The following is a 13,344-nucleotide window of genomic DNA, read 5'->3' as shown; positions in this document are numbered from 1 at the left end:
CTGGTCAGGAATGGTTTCGCTCGGGGTGAGGGAGGGATGCGGCGTCTTGTGTCCGCTTCATGACCGAGGGGTGCGCGGTGGCGTCGGTGCTGGGAATGCTGGAGGAGCGGGAGGCGGCTGCCCGTGTGCGGGTGGAGGGTCTGCGGGAGGAAGCCGCTCGGCTGGCTGAGGTGTTGGAGGCCGCGGAGATCGAGCTGGACCGGCGGGTGATCGCGCGGGAGGAGCTGCTCGAGGCCCTGGCTGTGTCTGCGGCCGAGTCCACTGCGGTGACGGAGAGCGGGGCGGAGCAGGAAAGGGCGCCATCGACCGTGCCGGTGCCGGGCTCGACGGTGCCGCCGTGGCGGGACGGGCTGCCGGTGACGGTGCTGGCGCCGGACTATCAGCGGATTCTGGGCGTGCTGGAGGAGCGGCGCTCAGCGGGCGAGGGACCGGCGAAGGCCAAGGAGGTCGCGGTTCAGCTGGGCCTGGGGACGACACCGGCGAAGGTCGAGGGGGTGCGCTCGAAGGCCAGGCGCCTGGCGGAGCGCGGGTGGCTGCTGCAGGAGACGTCGGGAGCGTTCAGCGCCGGCCGGCGGCCCGTGGCCGCGCCAGGCGCCGGCTCATCCGCGTGACCATCGACCACCGGATCATCGCCTCGCTGGAAGCGGGCAGCGTCTCGTAATCTCTCGCCAGACGGCGGGAGTTCATCAGCCAGGCGAACGTGCGCTCCGCCACCCAGCGTCTGGGGAGCACCACGAACCCTGTCATGTCGTCGGTGCGCTTGACGATCTCCAAGGTCAGGGCGAGTTTGTCCCGGCACCAGTCGACGAGGCCGCCGGTGTAGCCTCCGTCGGCCCAGACCAGGGTGATGTCGCGGTGCAGGCGGCGCAGCCGTCTCAGCAGGCCGGCCGCGGCGTCGCGGTCGCCGATGTTCGCGGCGGTGACCGCGACGACCAGGAGCAGGCCGAGGCAGTCGGTCACGATGTGCCGTTTGCGGCCCGGCACCTTCTTCCCGCCGTCGTAGCCGCGTGAGGAGGCCGGCACCGTCGCGGCGGCCCGCACCGACTGCGCGTCGATGATCCCCGCCGTGGGCTCGGCCTGGCGGCCCTCGCGTTCACGGACCCTCCCGCGCAGCCGGTCATGGAACTCGGCGATCAGCCCGTGCTCGCGCCAACGGCGGAAGAAGGCGTAAACCCGGCCCCATGCGGGGAAGTCCGCGGGCATCGCCCGCCACGAGATCCCGCCCGCGACCAAATAGCGGATCGCGTCCAGCATCTGGCGGTGGCAATACCCCTCGGGCTGCCCGCCTCTGCCTTGGAGCCAGGCCGGCACCGGCAGCAACGGCCGGATGGCCGCCCACTCCGCGTCCGTCATGTCCGACGGATACCGGCGCACCCGATCGGGATGATCGGCCGCGTTGCCGTACACGTGCGCGAGGCAATCGCACGACACGGCGGGCGAGTTGAAGTGGGCGGGCTCGGGCGCGTACAACAACGACAACAGGGCCTCCGGGAACCGCTCGGATTGGGGTCGCACCCCCGAGCTACCAGGAGGCCCTGCCTTCATGCGCGTACGGCCGGAAGATCACCCGACCAGGAACTCCGTTCGATCTGCACGTTCCAAGATCGGTTGAGAGACGGCTTCTAAGGCCGCCCACGACCTGGCCTGGCAGGATGCCAGGCATCCCGGCGACTGGACGGCCGTGGAGCGTCACTTCCGCGACGGGCACACCGAGACCTGGTGGGCCGCCGACGCCCGCCTGGGCGGCTACGGCCCCAAACTCACCCTGCCGGCTGGTCGTGGCCACCACCGACCCGGCCGGCCTGCCCGAGAAGGCCACCTGGTACCTGGCCACCAACCTGCCCCACCCTGACGCACCCCATGCCGCCACCAGCCCACACCCGCCGGCCGACCTCGCCGAGATCATCCGCCTCTACGGCCTGCGGCCCCGGATCGAGCAGAGCTACAAGCAGATCAAGGACAAACTCGGCTGGGCCGACTTCCAAGTCCGCTCCGGCCGCGCCATCCGCCGCCACCAGACCCTGGTCAACTGCGCCTTCTCCTTCTACTGGGACCAGTGGTTCGCCCCACCCGGACCGCTGGATGCCACCGCGCCGGACCCGTGCCCCAACGACGGGCCAGAGAGGGGGACCAGCCGAACCCCACCAGCCCCAACTGCCTTGCTGGCCCAGGGCCTTACGCGCCATCCGTTCCTGGCTCACCCCCGCCGTCACCCTCAACCGGTGGTGGCGAGCCTGGACGGACAAGGACCCACCCTCCGAGCTCAAGGCCCTGACGACGCGGTCACCACCGGACACGGCCTTGATCTCTACTGCCGGATTTACTGACTTCGGCTCGTCAAGGTGAGGCTGGGTCGTCGAGGGTCAGGCCGGTGCCCGCTATGAAGCCGTCGAGGGTTTCGGGGCGGTACTGGAGGCGTTTGAGCCGGTTGCGTACGAGAGCTTCGAGCCGGTCGAGAGCGACCACGGCGAGGTTGGCCAGACTGCGCTTGACGTGCGCCCATACCCACTCGACGGGGTTCAGGTCCGGCGAGTAAGCGGGCAGCAGGAAAACCGTCAGCCAGTCACGCTCGGCAATCAACTCACGCATGGCGTGGGAGACGTGGGTGTTGAGCCGGTCCCAGACCAGCACGATCGGCGCCTTGACGAGCTGGTGGACGCCGTCGACCAGTGCGATGAAGTCGCGCTCGCCCATGCTGCGGCGCTTGCCCTTGCCCGAGGGGTGGGTGCGCAGGCGGTGGCACAGCCGGGTGCGGGAGCCGGGCCGCATGGCGATCAGCCCGGCCACCGACAGGCGACCTGAGCGTCGACCGCTCACCGTCACCTGCGGGGTGTGGCCGCGTCGGCCCCAGGTGCGTCCTTTGGGCGGCTGTCGCGTGAAGCCTGCCTCGTCCTCGAAGCAGATGTAGCCCCCGCAGGCCGCCCGGGCTCTTTTACCTCGGCCCAGGTCGCCTCCTTCCACAGGGTCACGGCCTGCTCGTCGCGTTCGGTGACCCGCCGCGCGGGGACCTGCGGGCTGAAGCCGAGCCGGTGCATCAGCCTCGTGGCTCCCGAAACGCTGTAGGAGACGTGGAACTTCCTGCCGATCAGCGTGGCTACCCGGGCGGCGGTCCACACCTGGTCCTCCACCCATCCGTGCGCGGCGGGTCCTTCATCGAGGTATGCGGCCAGTTTCTCCAGACAGCGCGGGGACAGCCGGCATCGCGATCCACTCGGGCCGCGGGATGCCAGCGCCTGCACGCCGCCGTCCCGCCACAACTGATGCCACTGGTAGGCCGACTTCGGGCTCACCCGCAGGCGCCGTGCCACCTCGGGCGGCTTGATGTCCTGGTCGAACAGCTCGGCCGCCTGCATCCGTACCGTCTCCCGGCGCAGCCGTCCCGCAGCAGTCAGCCCGCCCCCATCCGCATACCTCACACACCACGGAATACAGCCACTACCCCAGGCCCATCAGGGACTTCGGGAAAGTTCACCCTGACGAGCCGAAGTCAGTATGCGCTTGGCGAGGTTGTCGATCGAGGCGACGTGGATCATGGCCTCGGAGCTGGCGGGCAGCGTCTCGTAGTCACGGGCGAGACGCCGGTGCAGCATGATCCACCCAATACTTCGTTCGACAACCCAGCGCCTTTTGACAACGTGGAAGCCACGAACTCCTGGGTTTCTGTTGACGACTTCGACGTCGATTCCGAGGTTGGCTCCGTGCTCGATAACGGCGTTCTTGAAGCCGGTGTCGACCCAGCTCTTGGAGATGGTCGGGTAGGTCTTCTTGGCTTGGTCGAGGAGCTGAATTCCGACGGCGTTCTCGGACAGGCTCGCGGCGGTGACGGTCACGGCGAGGATGAGCCCGATCGTGTCGGTGAGGATGCCCCGCTTGCGGCCGACGATCTTCTTCGCGGCATCCGTTCCCTGGCTGGTCAGGGGCACGTTGGTGGAGGTCTTCACGCTCTGGGTGTCGATCACGGACGCGGTCGGTTCGGGCTTGCGCCCTTCCTTCACGCGGGCCAGTCCAGTCAGGTCGTAGTTGAGCTGGGCGAGGATTCCCTCGTCGCGCCAGGCGGCGTAGTAGGCGTAGACGGTTCCGTGGTTCGGGAAGTCGTGCGGGAGGTATTTCCAGGGGATTCCCGTGCGGTTGATGTAGAGGAGTGCGTTGAAGACGTCGCGCAGGTCGACCTTGGCCGGCTGCCCGGTGGGCCTGCGGTCGAGCCGGGCCTTTCTCCAGGCCGTCAATGTCGGCTCGGTCAGGGCCCATCGGGCGTCGGACAGGTCGCTGGGGTACGGCTTCCGCTCGCTCACGCCGTAGCGTTGGCATGGATGCGGCGGACGGTGCCGTTCCGCTGGCTGCTGGGCGTTTCTGCCTCATTTTCAAACCAGACGGACCTTGTTCATGAGAAGCGGACTAAACGGGTGACCAAGTCGACAGCTCGGCGGATGCGAAGGTGCGCGCATGGGGCAAACACCATAAAAGTGGCGGCCGCGAAGCTCACCTAACGGTACAGACCACCAGTAAACGCCCTCTGAGTGGGCATTTAGGTATGGCTTGCGGTGTTGCGTCGTTCTTGCGGCGTGATCTCTTTGGAGTGATTCACGCCCTACGTGCAGTTTCACGGCCTTCCAGGCTCCAGCCTCGGCGCCTATTTACTCCGCATCTCGCACCCAGATTCCGTCTGGTCTATGGACGTCATGGAAACGCCCAGCCGGTCAAGTACCGCTGTCAGCGGTGCTGTTCGTGTAAGAGCCCTTTCGTGAGCCAGCGCAAGCCGTACCCCAGCGACCTGTCCGACGCCCGATGGGCGTTGATCGAACCGACCTTATCCGCCTGGAGGAAAGCCCGACTCGACCGCAGACCCACCGGCCAGCCGGCCCAGGTCGAACTGCGCGATGTCTTCAACGCAATCCTGTACGTCAACCGCACGGGAATACCCTGGAAATACCTCCCGCATGACTTCCCGAACCACGGCACCGTCTACGCCTACTACGCCGCCTGGCGCGACGAAGGAATCCTCGCCCAGCTCAACTACGACCTCACCGGCCTGGCCCGCGTCAAGGAAGGCCGCAAACCCGAACCGACCGCCTCCGTGATCGACACCCAGAGCGTCAAGACCTCCACCAACGTACCCCTGACCAGCCAGGGAACCGATGCCGCAAAGAAGATCGTCGGTAGGAAGCGGGGCATCATCACCGACACACTCGGCCTACTCCTCGCCGTAACCGTCACCGCCGCAAGCCTGTCGGAAAACGCCGTAGGAATACAACTCCTCGACCAGGCCAAGAAGACCTACCCCACCATCTCAAAGGCGTGGGTCGACACCGGCTTCAAAAACGCCGTCATCGAGCACGGAGCCAACCTCGGAATCGACGTCGAAGTCGTCAACAGAAACCCCGAAATCCGCGGCTTTCATGTCGTCAAAAGACGCTGGGTCGTGGAGCGGAGTATCGGATGGATCATGATGCACCGCCGCCTCACCCGCGACTACGAGACCCTGCCCGCCAGCTCCGAAGCCATGATCCACATCGCCTCGATCGACAACCTCACCAAGCGCATAACGGACGAGACCACACCAACCTGGCGAGGAACTTACTAGGAAATAAACGGCAATTCGTCTACATCAAACGCCCTCTGAGTGGGCATTTAGGTATGGCTTGCGGTGTTGCGTCGTTCTTGCGGCGTGATCTCTTTGGAGTGATTCACGCCCTACGTGCAGTTTCACGGCCTTCCAGGCTCCAGCCTCGGCGCCTATTTACTCCGCATCTCGCACCCAGATTCCGTCTGGTCTATGGACGTCATGGAAACGCCCAGCCGGTCAAGTACCGCTGTCAGCGGTGCTGTTCGTGTAAGAGCCCTTTCGTGAGCCAGCGCAAGCCGTACCCCAGCGACCTGTCCGACGCCCGATGGGCGTTGATCGAACCGACCTTATCCGCCTGGAGGAAAGCCCGACTCGACCGCAGACCCACCGGCCAGCCGGCCCAGGTCGAACTGCGCGATGTCTTCAACGCAATCCTGTACGTCAACCGCACGGGAATACCCTGGAAATACCTCCCGCATGACTTCCCGAACCACGGCACCGTCTACGCCTACTACGCCGCCTGGCGCGACGAAGGAATCCTCGCCCAGCTCAACTACGACCTCACCGGCCTGGCCCGCGTCAAGGAAGGCCGCAAACCCGAACCGACCGCCTCCGTGATCGACACCCAGAGCGTCAAGACCTCCACCAACGTACCCCTGACCAGCCAGGGAACCGATGCCGCAAAGAAGATCGTCGGTAGGAAGCGGGGCATCATCACCGACACACTCGGCCTACTCCTCGCCGTAACCGTCACCGCCGCAAGCCTGTCGGAAAACGCCGTAGGAATACAACTCCTCGACCAGGCCAAGAAGACCTACCCCACCATCTCAAAGGCGTGGGTCGACACCGGCTTCAAAAACGCCGTCATCGAGCACGGAGCCAACCTCGGAATCGACGTCGAAGTCGTCAACAGAAACCCCGAAATCCGCGGCTTTCATGTCGTCAAAAGACGCTGGGTCGTGGAGCGGAGTATCGGATGGATCATGATGCACCGCCGCCTCACCCGCGACTACGAGACCCTGCCCGCCAGCTCCGAAGCCATGATCCACATCGCCTCGATCGACAACCTCACCAAGCGCATAACGGACGAGACCACACCAACCTGGCGAGGAACTTACTAGGAAATAAACGGCAATTCGTCTACATCAAACGCCCTCTGAGGCGCATGCGGCGGGGCCTGTCGATGAATTAGTGGGGTGTGTTGCGCTCGCCGGGCATGGATGTCGCGTGCATGACGTAGCTGGCGAGGTCGCTGGGGTCGATCAGGCGGGCGGGGATCGGTTCGGGGCGGTAGCCGTAGTCCTCCAGGAAGGGGCGGACCTGTTTGATCAGGGCTCTCATCTGGTTCTCTCCGATGCGGAAGAGGTAGGCGGTCAGCGAGCGGGACAGGCCGCGCTGGTCGAGGACGGCGGCCCAGATGATGTTCTCCGTGGTGAGTTTGCGGTGCCGGGGCCGCTGCTTGGGCGGCAGGGCGTCGAGGCGTTCGCGGACGCTGATGGTGAGACGGTCCAGGTCGGTGCGCTCGAGACCCGTCAGGAGGGGATGGGTGGCCAGGGTCGCGCCGAAGGTGTGTGCGTGGCGGGGGTGGGACCGGCGGCCGGGCGGATGGAGCGGGACGTCGGGGAGTCCGGGTTGGGGTGGGATGGTGTAGTTCCACTCCCCGTGGAAGGTATCGGGGCGGATGGTCAGGGCGGCTGCGTGCTGCTCGCTGATCTCGATCCCCGTGGGGTAGCTGCCGGTGTCCAGGCGCGCGGTGACGGACAGCCCGGTGCGGGTGGTGGTCGCCGAGATCAGGTTCAGGGCGGTCTCGTAGCTGGTCAGCGGGTGGGCGCGCCAGTTGAGGGAGATGAAGGAGAACAGGCGGTGCTCGACCCGGTTCCATTTTGATGTTCCCGGCGGTAGGTGGCGCACGCTGATCTCGAGGCCGGTCTCGGTGGCGAGGACGGCGAGGTTGGCCTTCCATGCCTTGGCGCGGGAGCTGTTGGACCCACCGCCGTCCGCGGTGATCAGCAGACGCTTCGCGTGCGGGTATGCGGCCCGTCCTTCTTCCCGCCACCAGCGACGCAGGCAGGAGGCGGCGAACGCGGCGGTGTCGTGGTCGGTGCCCACCACGACGAAGCCGGTGTTGCGGCCCAGGTCGTAGATGCCGTAGGGGATCGCGGTGCCGGTCGCGTGTGAGGGGAAGTCGTGGTCGAGGACCTTGACCGGGGCGCCCGGCGGGGCCCACTCGCGCCCAGGCCGGGCGAAGGGGCCGATCAGTTCCTTCTTCTTGGTGTCCACGCTGATCACCGGGTCCCCGGCGTGGAGGAACTCGGCCACCGTGTCGTTGAGGTGCCGGAACTGTGCGTCCCTGTCCGGGTGGTGGCTGCCGGCCAGCACCCGCGCGTTGCCGCGCAGGCTGAACCCGGCCGCCTTCAGCAGGGCCGCGACGGTGTCGCGGCCCGCCTTCCGGCCCTGGGCGGCGAGCTCGTCCGCGAGGCGGCGCAACGATTTCGTCGTCCACGTCAGCGGCTTCATCGGATCGCCCTGCGTGCTGTCTTCGACCAGCTCCAGCAGGGCCGGCATCAGACCCGGGTCCTTTGTCGCCAGGGCGGGGCGGCCCGCCCCCGGCCGTCGCACCCGCCCGTCCGGTTCCTCGCCCGCAGCGAGATCGGCCAGGCCGCGGCTGACGCAGCCCTTCGAGACGCCCGCGGCCCGTGCCACCGCAGCGATCCCGCCGTGCCCGAGTTGCCGGGCCTCCGCGGCGTACAGGATCCGGCGCTGCCGCTCGTTCAGATGCGGCGTCACCGCCTCCAGCTTCTCCTGCAACGACCCGATCGACCCATCGAAGCGCCCCATACCGCATCAACGAGCCCAACTACCGCAAGAGACGCACTAATTCATCGACAGGCCCCGTTGGATGCGCGGCATGTGACAGTTGGCATCGCACGCCGGCCCGTTTCGGTCGATTCGCTCCTGCCTGATCCCAAGGCGCCCCTGGTGGGAGCCGTTTGCGCCCAGTGGACGCACTACGCCCGACGGTAGTACCAAAACATGACGCGACACCGCCCGTATCCCGGCGATCTGTCCGATGCCTGCTGGGAACTGCTGGAACCCGTTCTGTCAGCCTGGCGTGCCGAGCGAAGGGGCAAGGGCCTGGACATTGGCGGCCTCCCGAGCACGACCTGCGCCGGATCCCGGACGCCATCCTGTACGTCGACCGCACCGGGATCCCCCGGCGCTGCCTGCCGCACGACTTCGCATCCTGGGAGACGGTCTACGGATACTTCGCCGCCAGGCAGAAGGAGGGCATCTTCCATCAACTCAACGGCCTGTTGCGTCGTTTGGTGCGTGAAGCCGAAGGTCGCAACGCCGAGCCGAGCGCCTGCGTGCCGGACGCCCAGAGCGTCAAGACCTCCGCCAACGTGCCCGCGGCCGGCCAAGGCATTGACGCCGGCAAGAAAACCGCAGGCCGCAAGCGCCATATCGGCGTCGACGCCCTCGGGCTTCTCCTGGCCGTCTGGGTTACCGCAGCGAGCGCCTCCGACGACACCGGCGGCATCCACCTGCTCTGCCGCATCGCCGCCGCACGCCCTCGCGTGACCAAGGCCCGGGCGGACACCGGATAGCGCACCAAGGTCATCGACCACGGCGCCCGCCTCGGCGTCGGCGTTGAAGTCGTCCAACGCGACCCCGGCGCCAAAGGATCCAAGGTGATCTTCTGGCGTCGGGTCGCCGAGCGGACGTTCGGCCGGCTCATGCACCACCGCCGCCTCGCCCGCGACTACGAGACCCACCCCCACCGCTCCGAGGCCATAATCCACCTCGCGATGATCGACCTCATAAGCCACCGGCCCACCCGAGAGTCCCCCCCGAACTGGCGCTACACCTGAACGTCGAACCAAACACCTCTGCCGGGACAAAACGCTCTTTTAGAGCTTGTCTCACGTGGCGAGCTTGGCCAGTTTCTTGTAGCAGGTCAGTGCCGCTGCGAGGCCGAGGAAGGCCAAGAAGTGTGTGCCCTTCCTCTCGTACCGGACGGTGAGGCGGCGGTAGCCGAAGAGCCAGGAGATCGACCGTTCGATCTTCCAGCGGTGTCGGCCCAGGCGCTCACTGGATTCGATGCCGGGCCGAGCGATACGCGGGACGATGCCGCGCCCGCGCAGCCACTTCACGTGCTCGGCGGAGTAGTAGGCCTTGTCCGCACGGAGCCTGCCGGGACGGCGCCGGCGCGGACCGCGCCGCGAGCGGATCGCGGGTATGCCCAGGACCAGGGGCAGCAGAGCCTGGCTGTCGTGGACGTTCGCCCCGGACACGCCGAGCGCCAGGGGTAAGCCCTGAGCGTCGGACAACACATGCAGCTTGCTGCCCTTCTTGCCCCGGTCGACCGGATTGCGCCCGGTCAGCGATCCCCCTTTTTCGCGCGGACCGAGGCTGCATCGACGATCGTGGAGGACCAGTCCAGCTCTCCGCGGGCACCGAGCTCGTCCAAGACGGCCCGGTGTAGACGTCTCCACAGCCCGGCTTCTGTCCACGCGGAGAACCGGCGGTGCGTGGTGGCGGGAGAGACGCCGAACGTCTCGGGAAGATGCCGCCACGCGCATCCGCTGGTCAGCACGTACACAACCGCGGTGAACACGGCCCGCTCATCGCATGGGGCCGTCCCTCCTCCCTGCGGGCGCGGCGCGAACGAGGGAAGCAACGGAGCCGCCAGCAACCAGAGTTCGTCAGGAACCAACCGCTGCGACAGATCGACACCCATAAGAAGGAATCATGCCGCATCGATCAGACACCACGTGAGACAAGCTCTTAGTCCTTTAGTGGAGATATCATCCCCATGTTCTCCCATTTGTCCGTTCGTGGTGATCTTGTCCGTAGTCTGTGGGCGTCGGGTGGCATCGAGGTGAGGGCGGGCAGTGGACCGGGCGACGAGCGAACCGCAGTGGGGAGGGGACGGTGACGGGCCGCGGGTGGTTGCGGTCGAAGTGGCTGTGCCGCCGCACCAGTACCGGCAGGAGGACATCACAACGGCGTTCGCGGATCTGCTCCCCGGACCTGCGGGTGCGCATCGTGCTCTGGGCAGGGTGTCGGCGAACGCCGGGGTTGTCACGCGGAACCTGTCGCTGCCGCTTCATCAGTACGCGGCGCTGGACGGGTTCACCGGCGCCAACCGTGCCTGGCTGCACACGGCCCTAGAGCTGGGCGAGCAGGCGGTGAACGAGGCATTGAGCGCGGCCGGGGTGGAGCCGGACGAGGTGGATGTGATGATCAGCACGACGGTGACCGGCCTGGCTGTGCCGTCGCTGGAGGCCCGCCTGGCGCAGCGGATCGGGTTGCGCCAGGACGTCAAGCGCATCCCGCTGTTCGGTCTGGGCTGCGCCGCGGGGGCTGCGGGCATCGCGCGGTTGCACGACTACCTGCGGGCGTTTCCTGACCAGGTCGGGGTGCTGCTGGGGGTCGAACTGTGCTCGCTGACGGTGCAGCGCGGCGATTGGTCCCTGGCCAATCTGGTGGCCACGAGCCTGTTCGGGGACGGTGCCGCGGCGGTCGTTGCCGTGGGGGAGCAGCGGGCCCGGGGCTGCCGCGGGCCGGAGGTCGTGGCCACCCGCAGCCGGCTCTACCCGGACAGCACCGACGTCATGGGCTGGCGGATCGGCGCGAACGGGTTCGGCATCGTGCTGTCCCCGAACGTGCCCACGGTGGCGGAGCGGGAACTGCCCAAGGACGTGAGCGCTTTCCTGGCCGATCACGGCCTGACGGTCGGCGATGTCGCCGCCTGGATCTGCCATCCCGGCGGGCCCAAGGTCATCGACGCGGTGGAGCGTGCCCTCGGCCTGCCCGAGCAGGCTCTGGCCCACACCCGTCATTCCTTGGCGACGCGGGGCAACCTGTCGTCGGTGTCCGTTCTGGACGTGCTGCGGGCGACGCTGGAAGCACCGCCCGCCCCCGGCTGCGTCGGGCTGCTCACCGCGATGGGGCCGGGCTTCGCCAGCGAGCTGGTCCTGCTGCGCTGGTGACCCGGAACGTCCCCTGACCGCGGCGGCTTGCCGTCTGCCCGCCTTTGAACCGCTTCAAGGAGTCGGCGTATGCCCTTGTCCGAGCTTGTCAGGCAATCATGCGCGCCGCCTGGCAGGACTGATTGGTGCCCGCAGGCCGTGGCCGGCCCGGCAGACAGCGGTGCAGCGTGGTGATGCGCATGGGGATGCTGCCAGCGTGGCTGGTCGTGCTGGTGGCGGCGGTCGCCGCAGAGCGGCTGGCGGAGCTGGTGGTCTCCAGGCGGCATGCCCGATGGGCTCAGGTGCGCGGTGGTGTGGAACACGGACGAGGCCATTACCCGGTCATGGTGGCCGTCCACACGGCGCTGCTGGTCGGCATCCTCGCGGAAGTCGCCGTCGCGCGGCGGGCGTTCATCCCCGTGCTGGGCTGGAGTGCGCTGTGTGCCGTGGTGCTGCTGCAGGGGCTGCGGTGGTGGTGCGTGTGGTCGCTGGGCCCGCGCTGGAACACCCGGGTCATCGTCGTTCCGGGACTGCCGCTGGTGCGGCGTGGCCCGTACCGGTGGCTGCGGCATCCGAACTACGTGGTCGTCGCAGCCGAGGGTGTTGCGCTGCCGCTGGTGCACAGTGCGTGGCTGACCGCGCTGCTGTTCACCGCTGCCAATGCCGCGGTCCTTACCGTGCGCCTGCGGGTGGAGAACGCGGCGCTGGGACTTTCAGCGTGAGCCGCGACGTGTACGACACCGATCTGCTCATCGTCGGCGCGGGTCCGGCCGGGCTGGCCGCCGCGCTGTACGCTGCGCGGGCGGGTATGTCCGTGACGGTCTGTGAGAAGCGGCCCGACCCCGTGGACAAGGCATGTGGCGAAGGGCTGATGCCCGGCGGGGTGCGACGGCTCCATGCCCTGGGGGTGTGCCCGGCAGGGGCGCCGCTGACCGGGATCGACTACCTGGATCTGTCCGGCCGCCGGGCGCACGCGCCGTTCCGAGCCGGGCCCGGGATGGGCGTACGCCGCACCGAACTACAGGCCGCGCTGTCTGCCGCCGCGCACGCCGTCGGCGCTCACCGGCTCGATGCCCGCGTGACGGCAGCGGCGCAGGATGCCACCGGGGTGAACGCCGCAGGATTGCGCGCACGCTGGCTCATCGCCGCCGACGGTCTGCACTCCCCGCTGCGCCGTCACCTCGGTGTCCCCGTCCGGCGCGGGTTCCCGCGCCGCTTCGGACTGCGCCGTCACTGGCACACCGAGCCTTGGAGCCAGAGCGTGCAGGTGGTCTGGGGCCCGCATGCCGAGGCGTACATCACCCCCGTGGCTGCGGACCAGGTGGGCGTCGCCGTCCTGTACCGCCCCGACGCCACGCCGTCGGGCGCGGCGGCACACCATGCCTACGCCGGGCTGCTGGAGGCCTTCCCTCACCTGCACCATCGGCTCGCTCACGCCGCCCCGGCGTCCAGCGTGCGCGGCGCCGGCCCGATGCGGCAGCAGCCGGCGCGCCGCGTCGTGGGCCGGATCCTGCTCGTCGGCGACGCAGCCGGGTACGAGGACGCGCTCACCGGCGAGGGCATCAGCCTGGCACTGGCCCAGGCCGAAGCCGCAGTCGACGCCCTGGTCGCCGACGCCCCCGCTCGCTACGGGCACGCCTGGCGGCGCCTGACGCGCCGCTACCGGTGGCTGACCCACACCTTGGTCCTCGCCACCACCCACCCTGGCGCCCGCTCGCTGCTGGTGCCCGCATGCCTGGCCGCGCCGACGGTCTTCCGTGCCGCGGTCAACCAGCTCGCCGACCCGTGAACACCCCACGCTGCACA

11 protein-coding genes and 2 pseudogenes are annotated in these 13,344 nt (G+C 68.1%); 8 read left to right on the top strand and 5 right to left on the bottom strand.

The genetic code is table 11. From position 1 onward, the window contains the following. The first annotated feature begins 59 nt into the window (after positions 1-59). Positions 60-611 (top strand): hypothetical protein, encoded by a 552-nt coding sequence (locus tag ACKTSN_RS00465; protein ID WP_409467218.1) that lies wholly within the window; start codon positions 60-62, stop codon positions 609-611. Here ACKTSN_RS00465 and ACKTSN_RS00460 read toward each other — a convergent pair. Then, complete coding sequence (locus ACKTSN_RS00460; RefSeq protein ID WP_409467219.1) at positions 559-1,515, bottom strand: IS5 family transposase; 957 nt, start codon at positions 1,513-1,515, stop codon at positions 559-561. The genes ACKTSN_RS00465 and ACKTSN_RS00460 overlap by 53 nt on opposite strands. 100 nt (positions 1,516-1,615) lie before the next feature. On the opposite strand from ACKTSN_RS00460, the pseudogene ACKTSN_RS00455 reads away from it, so the two are divergent. Next, positions 1,616-2,305, top strand: a pseudogene (locus ACKTSN_RS00455) (IS701 family transposase); the annotation flags it as partial. 32 nt (positions 2,306-2,337) lie between these two features. On the opposite strand, the gene ACKTSN_RS47505 reads toward ACKTSN_RS00455, so the two are convergent. Together ACKTSN_RS47505 and ACKTSN_RS00440 are read right to left on the bottom strand one after the other, a co-directional pair. Then, a protein-coding gene (locus tag ACKTSN_RS47505; protein WP_431197139.1) for an IS630 family transposase occupies positions 2,338-3,416 on the bottom strand; the annotation gives its coding sequence in 2 pieces (ribosomal slippage) (positions 2,338-2,915 and positions 2,915-3,416; 1,080 coding nt in all). Between the two features lie 33 nt (positions 3,417-3,449). Further along, positions 3,450-4,292: an IS5 family transposase gene (locus tag ACKTSN_RS00440; protein ID WP_409467235.1), complete on the bottom strand. Its 843-nt coding sequence runs from the start codon at positions 4,290-4,292 to the stop codon at positions 3,450-3,452. Between the two features lie 449 nt (positions 4,293-4,741). Here ACKTSN_RS00440 and ACKTSN_RS00435 point away from each other — a divergent pair, with 449 nt between their 5' ends. After that, a complete protein-coding gene (locus tag ACKTSN_RS00435; protein ID WP_409467188.1) occupies positions 4,742-5,581 on the top strand; it encodes an IS5 family transposase in 840 nt (279 codons plus the stop codon). A gap of 263 nt (positions 5,582-5,844) precedes the next feature. Continuing rightward, the gene (locus tag ACKTSN_RS00430) at positions 5,845-6,684 is read left to right on the top strand and encodes an IS5 family transposase (RefSeq protein WP_409467188.1); all 840 of its coding nucleotides are present in this window, start codon (positions 5,845-5,847) and stop codon (positions 6,682-6,684) included. Positions 6,685-6,751: 67 nt separating this feature from the next. Here ACKTSN_RS00430 and ACKTSN_RS00425 read toward each other — a convergent pair whose 3' ends face one another. Continuing rightward, the gene (locus tag ACKTSN_RS00425; RefSeq protein ID WP_409467234.1) at positions 6,752-8,401 is read right to left on the bottom strand and encodes an ISAzo13 family transposase; all 1,650 of its coding nucleotides are present in this window, start codon (positions 8,399-8,401) and stop codon (positions 6,752-6,754) included. 195 nt (positions 8,402-8,596) lie between these two features. On the opposite strand from ACKTSN_RS00425, the pseudogene ACKTSN_RS00420 reads away from it, so the two are divergent. Beyond that, positions 8,597-9,435, top strand: a pseudogene (locus tag ACKTSN_RS00420) (IS5 family transposase). 51 nt (positions 9,436-9,486) lie between these two features. Here the strand turns inward: ACKTSN_RS00420 and ACKTSN_RS00415 are convergent. Next, a protein-coding gene (locus ACKTSN_RS00415) for an IS5 family transposase (protein ID WP_409474691.1) occupies positions 9,487-10,292 on the bottom strand; the annotation gives its coding sequence in 2 pieces (ribosomal slippage) (positions 9,487-9,971 and positions 9,971-10,292; 807 coding nt in all). Positions 10,293-10,458: 166 nt separating this feature from the next. Between ACKTSN_RS00415 and ACKTSN_RS00410 the strand changes: the two genes are divergently transcribed. From ACKTSN_RS00410 to ACKTSN_RS00400, 3 genes are all read left to right on the top strand, one after another. Beyond that, positions 10,459-11,559, top strand: a complete 1,101-nt coding sequence (locus ACKTSN_RS00410; protein WP_409467233.1) for a type III polyketide synthase — start codon at positions 10,459-10,461, stop codon at positions 11,557-11,559. 173 nt (positions 11,560-11,732) lie between these two features. After that, positions 11,733-12,260, top strand: a complete 528-nt coding sequence (locus tag ACKTSN_RS00405; protein WP_224740431.1) for an isoprenylcysteine carboxyl methyltransferase family protein — start codon at positions 11,733-11,735, stop codon at positions 12,258-12,260. Further along, the gene (locus ACKTSN_RS00400) at positions 12,257-13,327 is read left to right on the top strand and encodes an NAD(P)/FAD-dependent oxidoreductase (RefSeq protein ID WP_409467232.1); all 1,071 of its coding nucleotides are present in this window, start codon (positions 12,257-12,259) and stop codon (positions 13,325-13,327) included. The genes ACKTSN_RS00405 and ACKTSN_RS00400 overlap by 4 nt, the downstream gene beginning before the upstream one ends. The last annotated feature ends 17 nt before the right edge of the window (positions 13,328-13,344 follow it).

The sequence above is a fragment of the Streptomyces flavusporus genome (assembly GCF_046267975.1).
Taxonomy (GTDB): Bacteria; Actinomycetota; Actinomycetes; order Streptomycetales; family Streptomycetaceae; genus Streptomyces; species Streptomyces flavusporus.
Note: the sequence above shows the minus strand (reverse complement) of the source record. Positions and strands in the feature narration are given on the sequence as shown.

What these genes read in the sequence shown, in the direction of transcription:
- ACKTSN_RS00465 (WP_409467218.1), top strand. Translation starts at nt 60, where the DNA reads ATGACCGAGGGGTGCGCGGTGGCGTCGGTGCTGGGAATGCTGGAGGAG.
- ACKTSN_RS00425 (WP_409467234.1), bottom strand. Translation starts at nt 8,401, where the DNA reads ATGGGGCGCTTCGATGGGTCGATCGGGTCGTTGCAGGAGAAGCTGGAG.
- ACKTSN_RS00405 (WP_224740431.1), top strand. Translation starts at nt 11,733, where the DNA reads ATGCGCATGGGGATGCTGCCAGCGTGGCTGGTCGTGCTGGTGGCGGCG.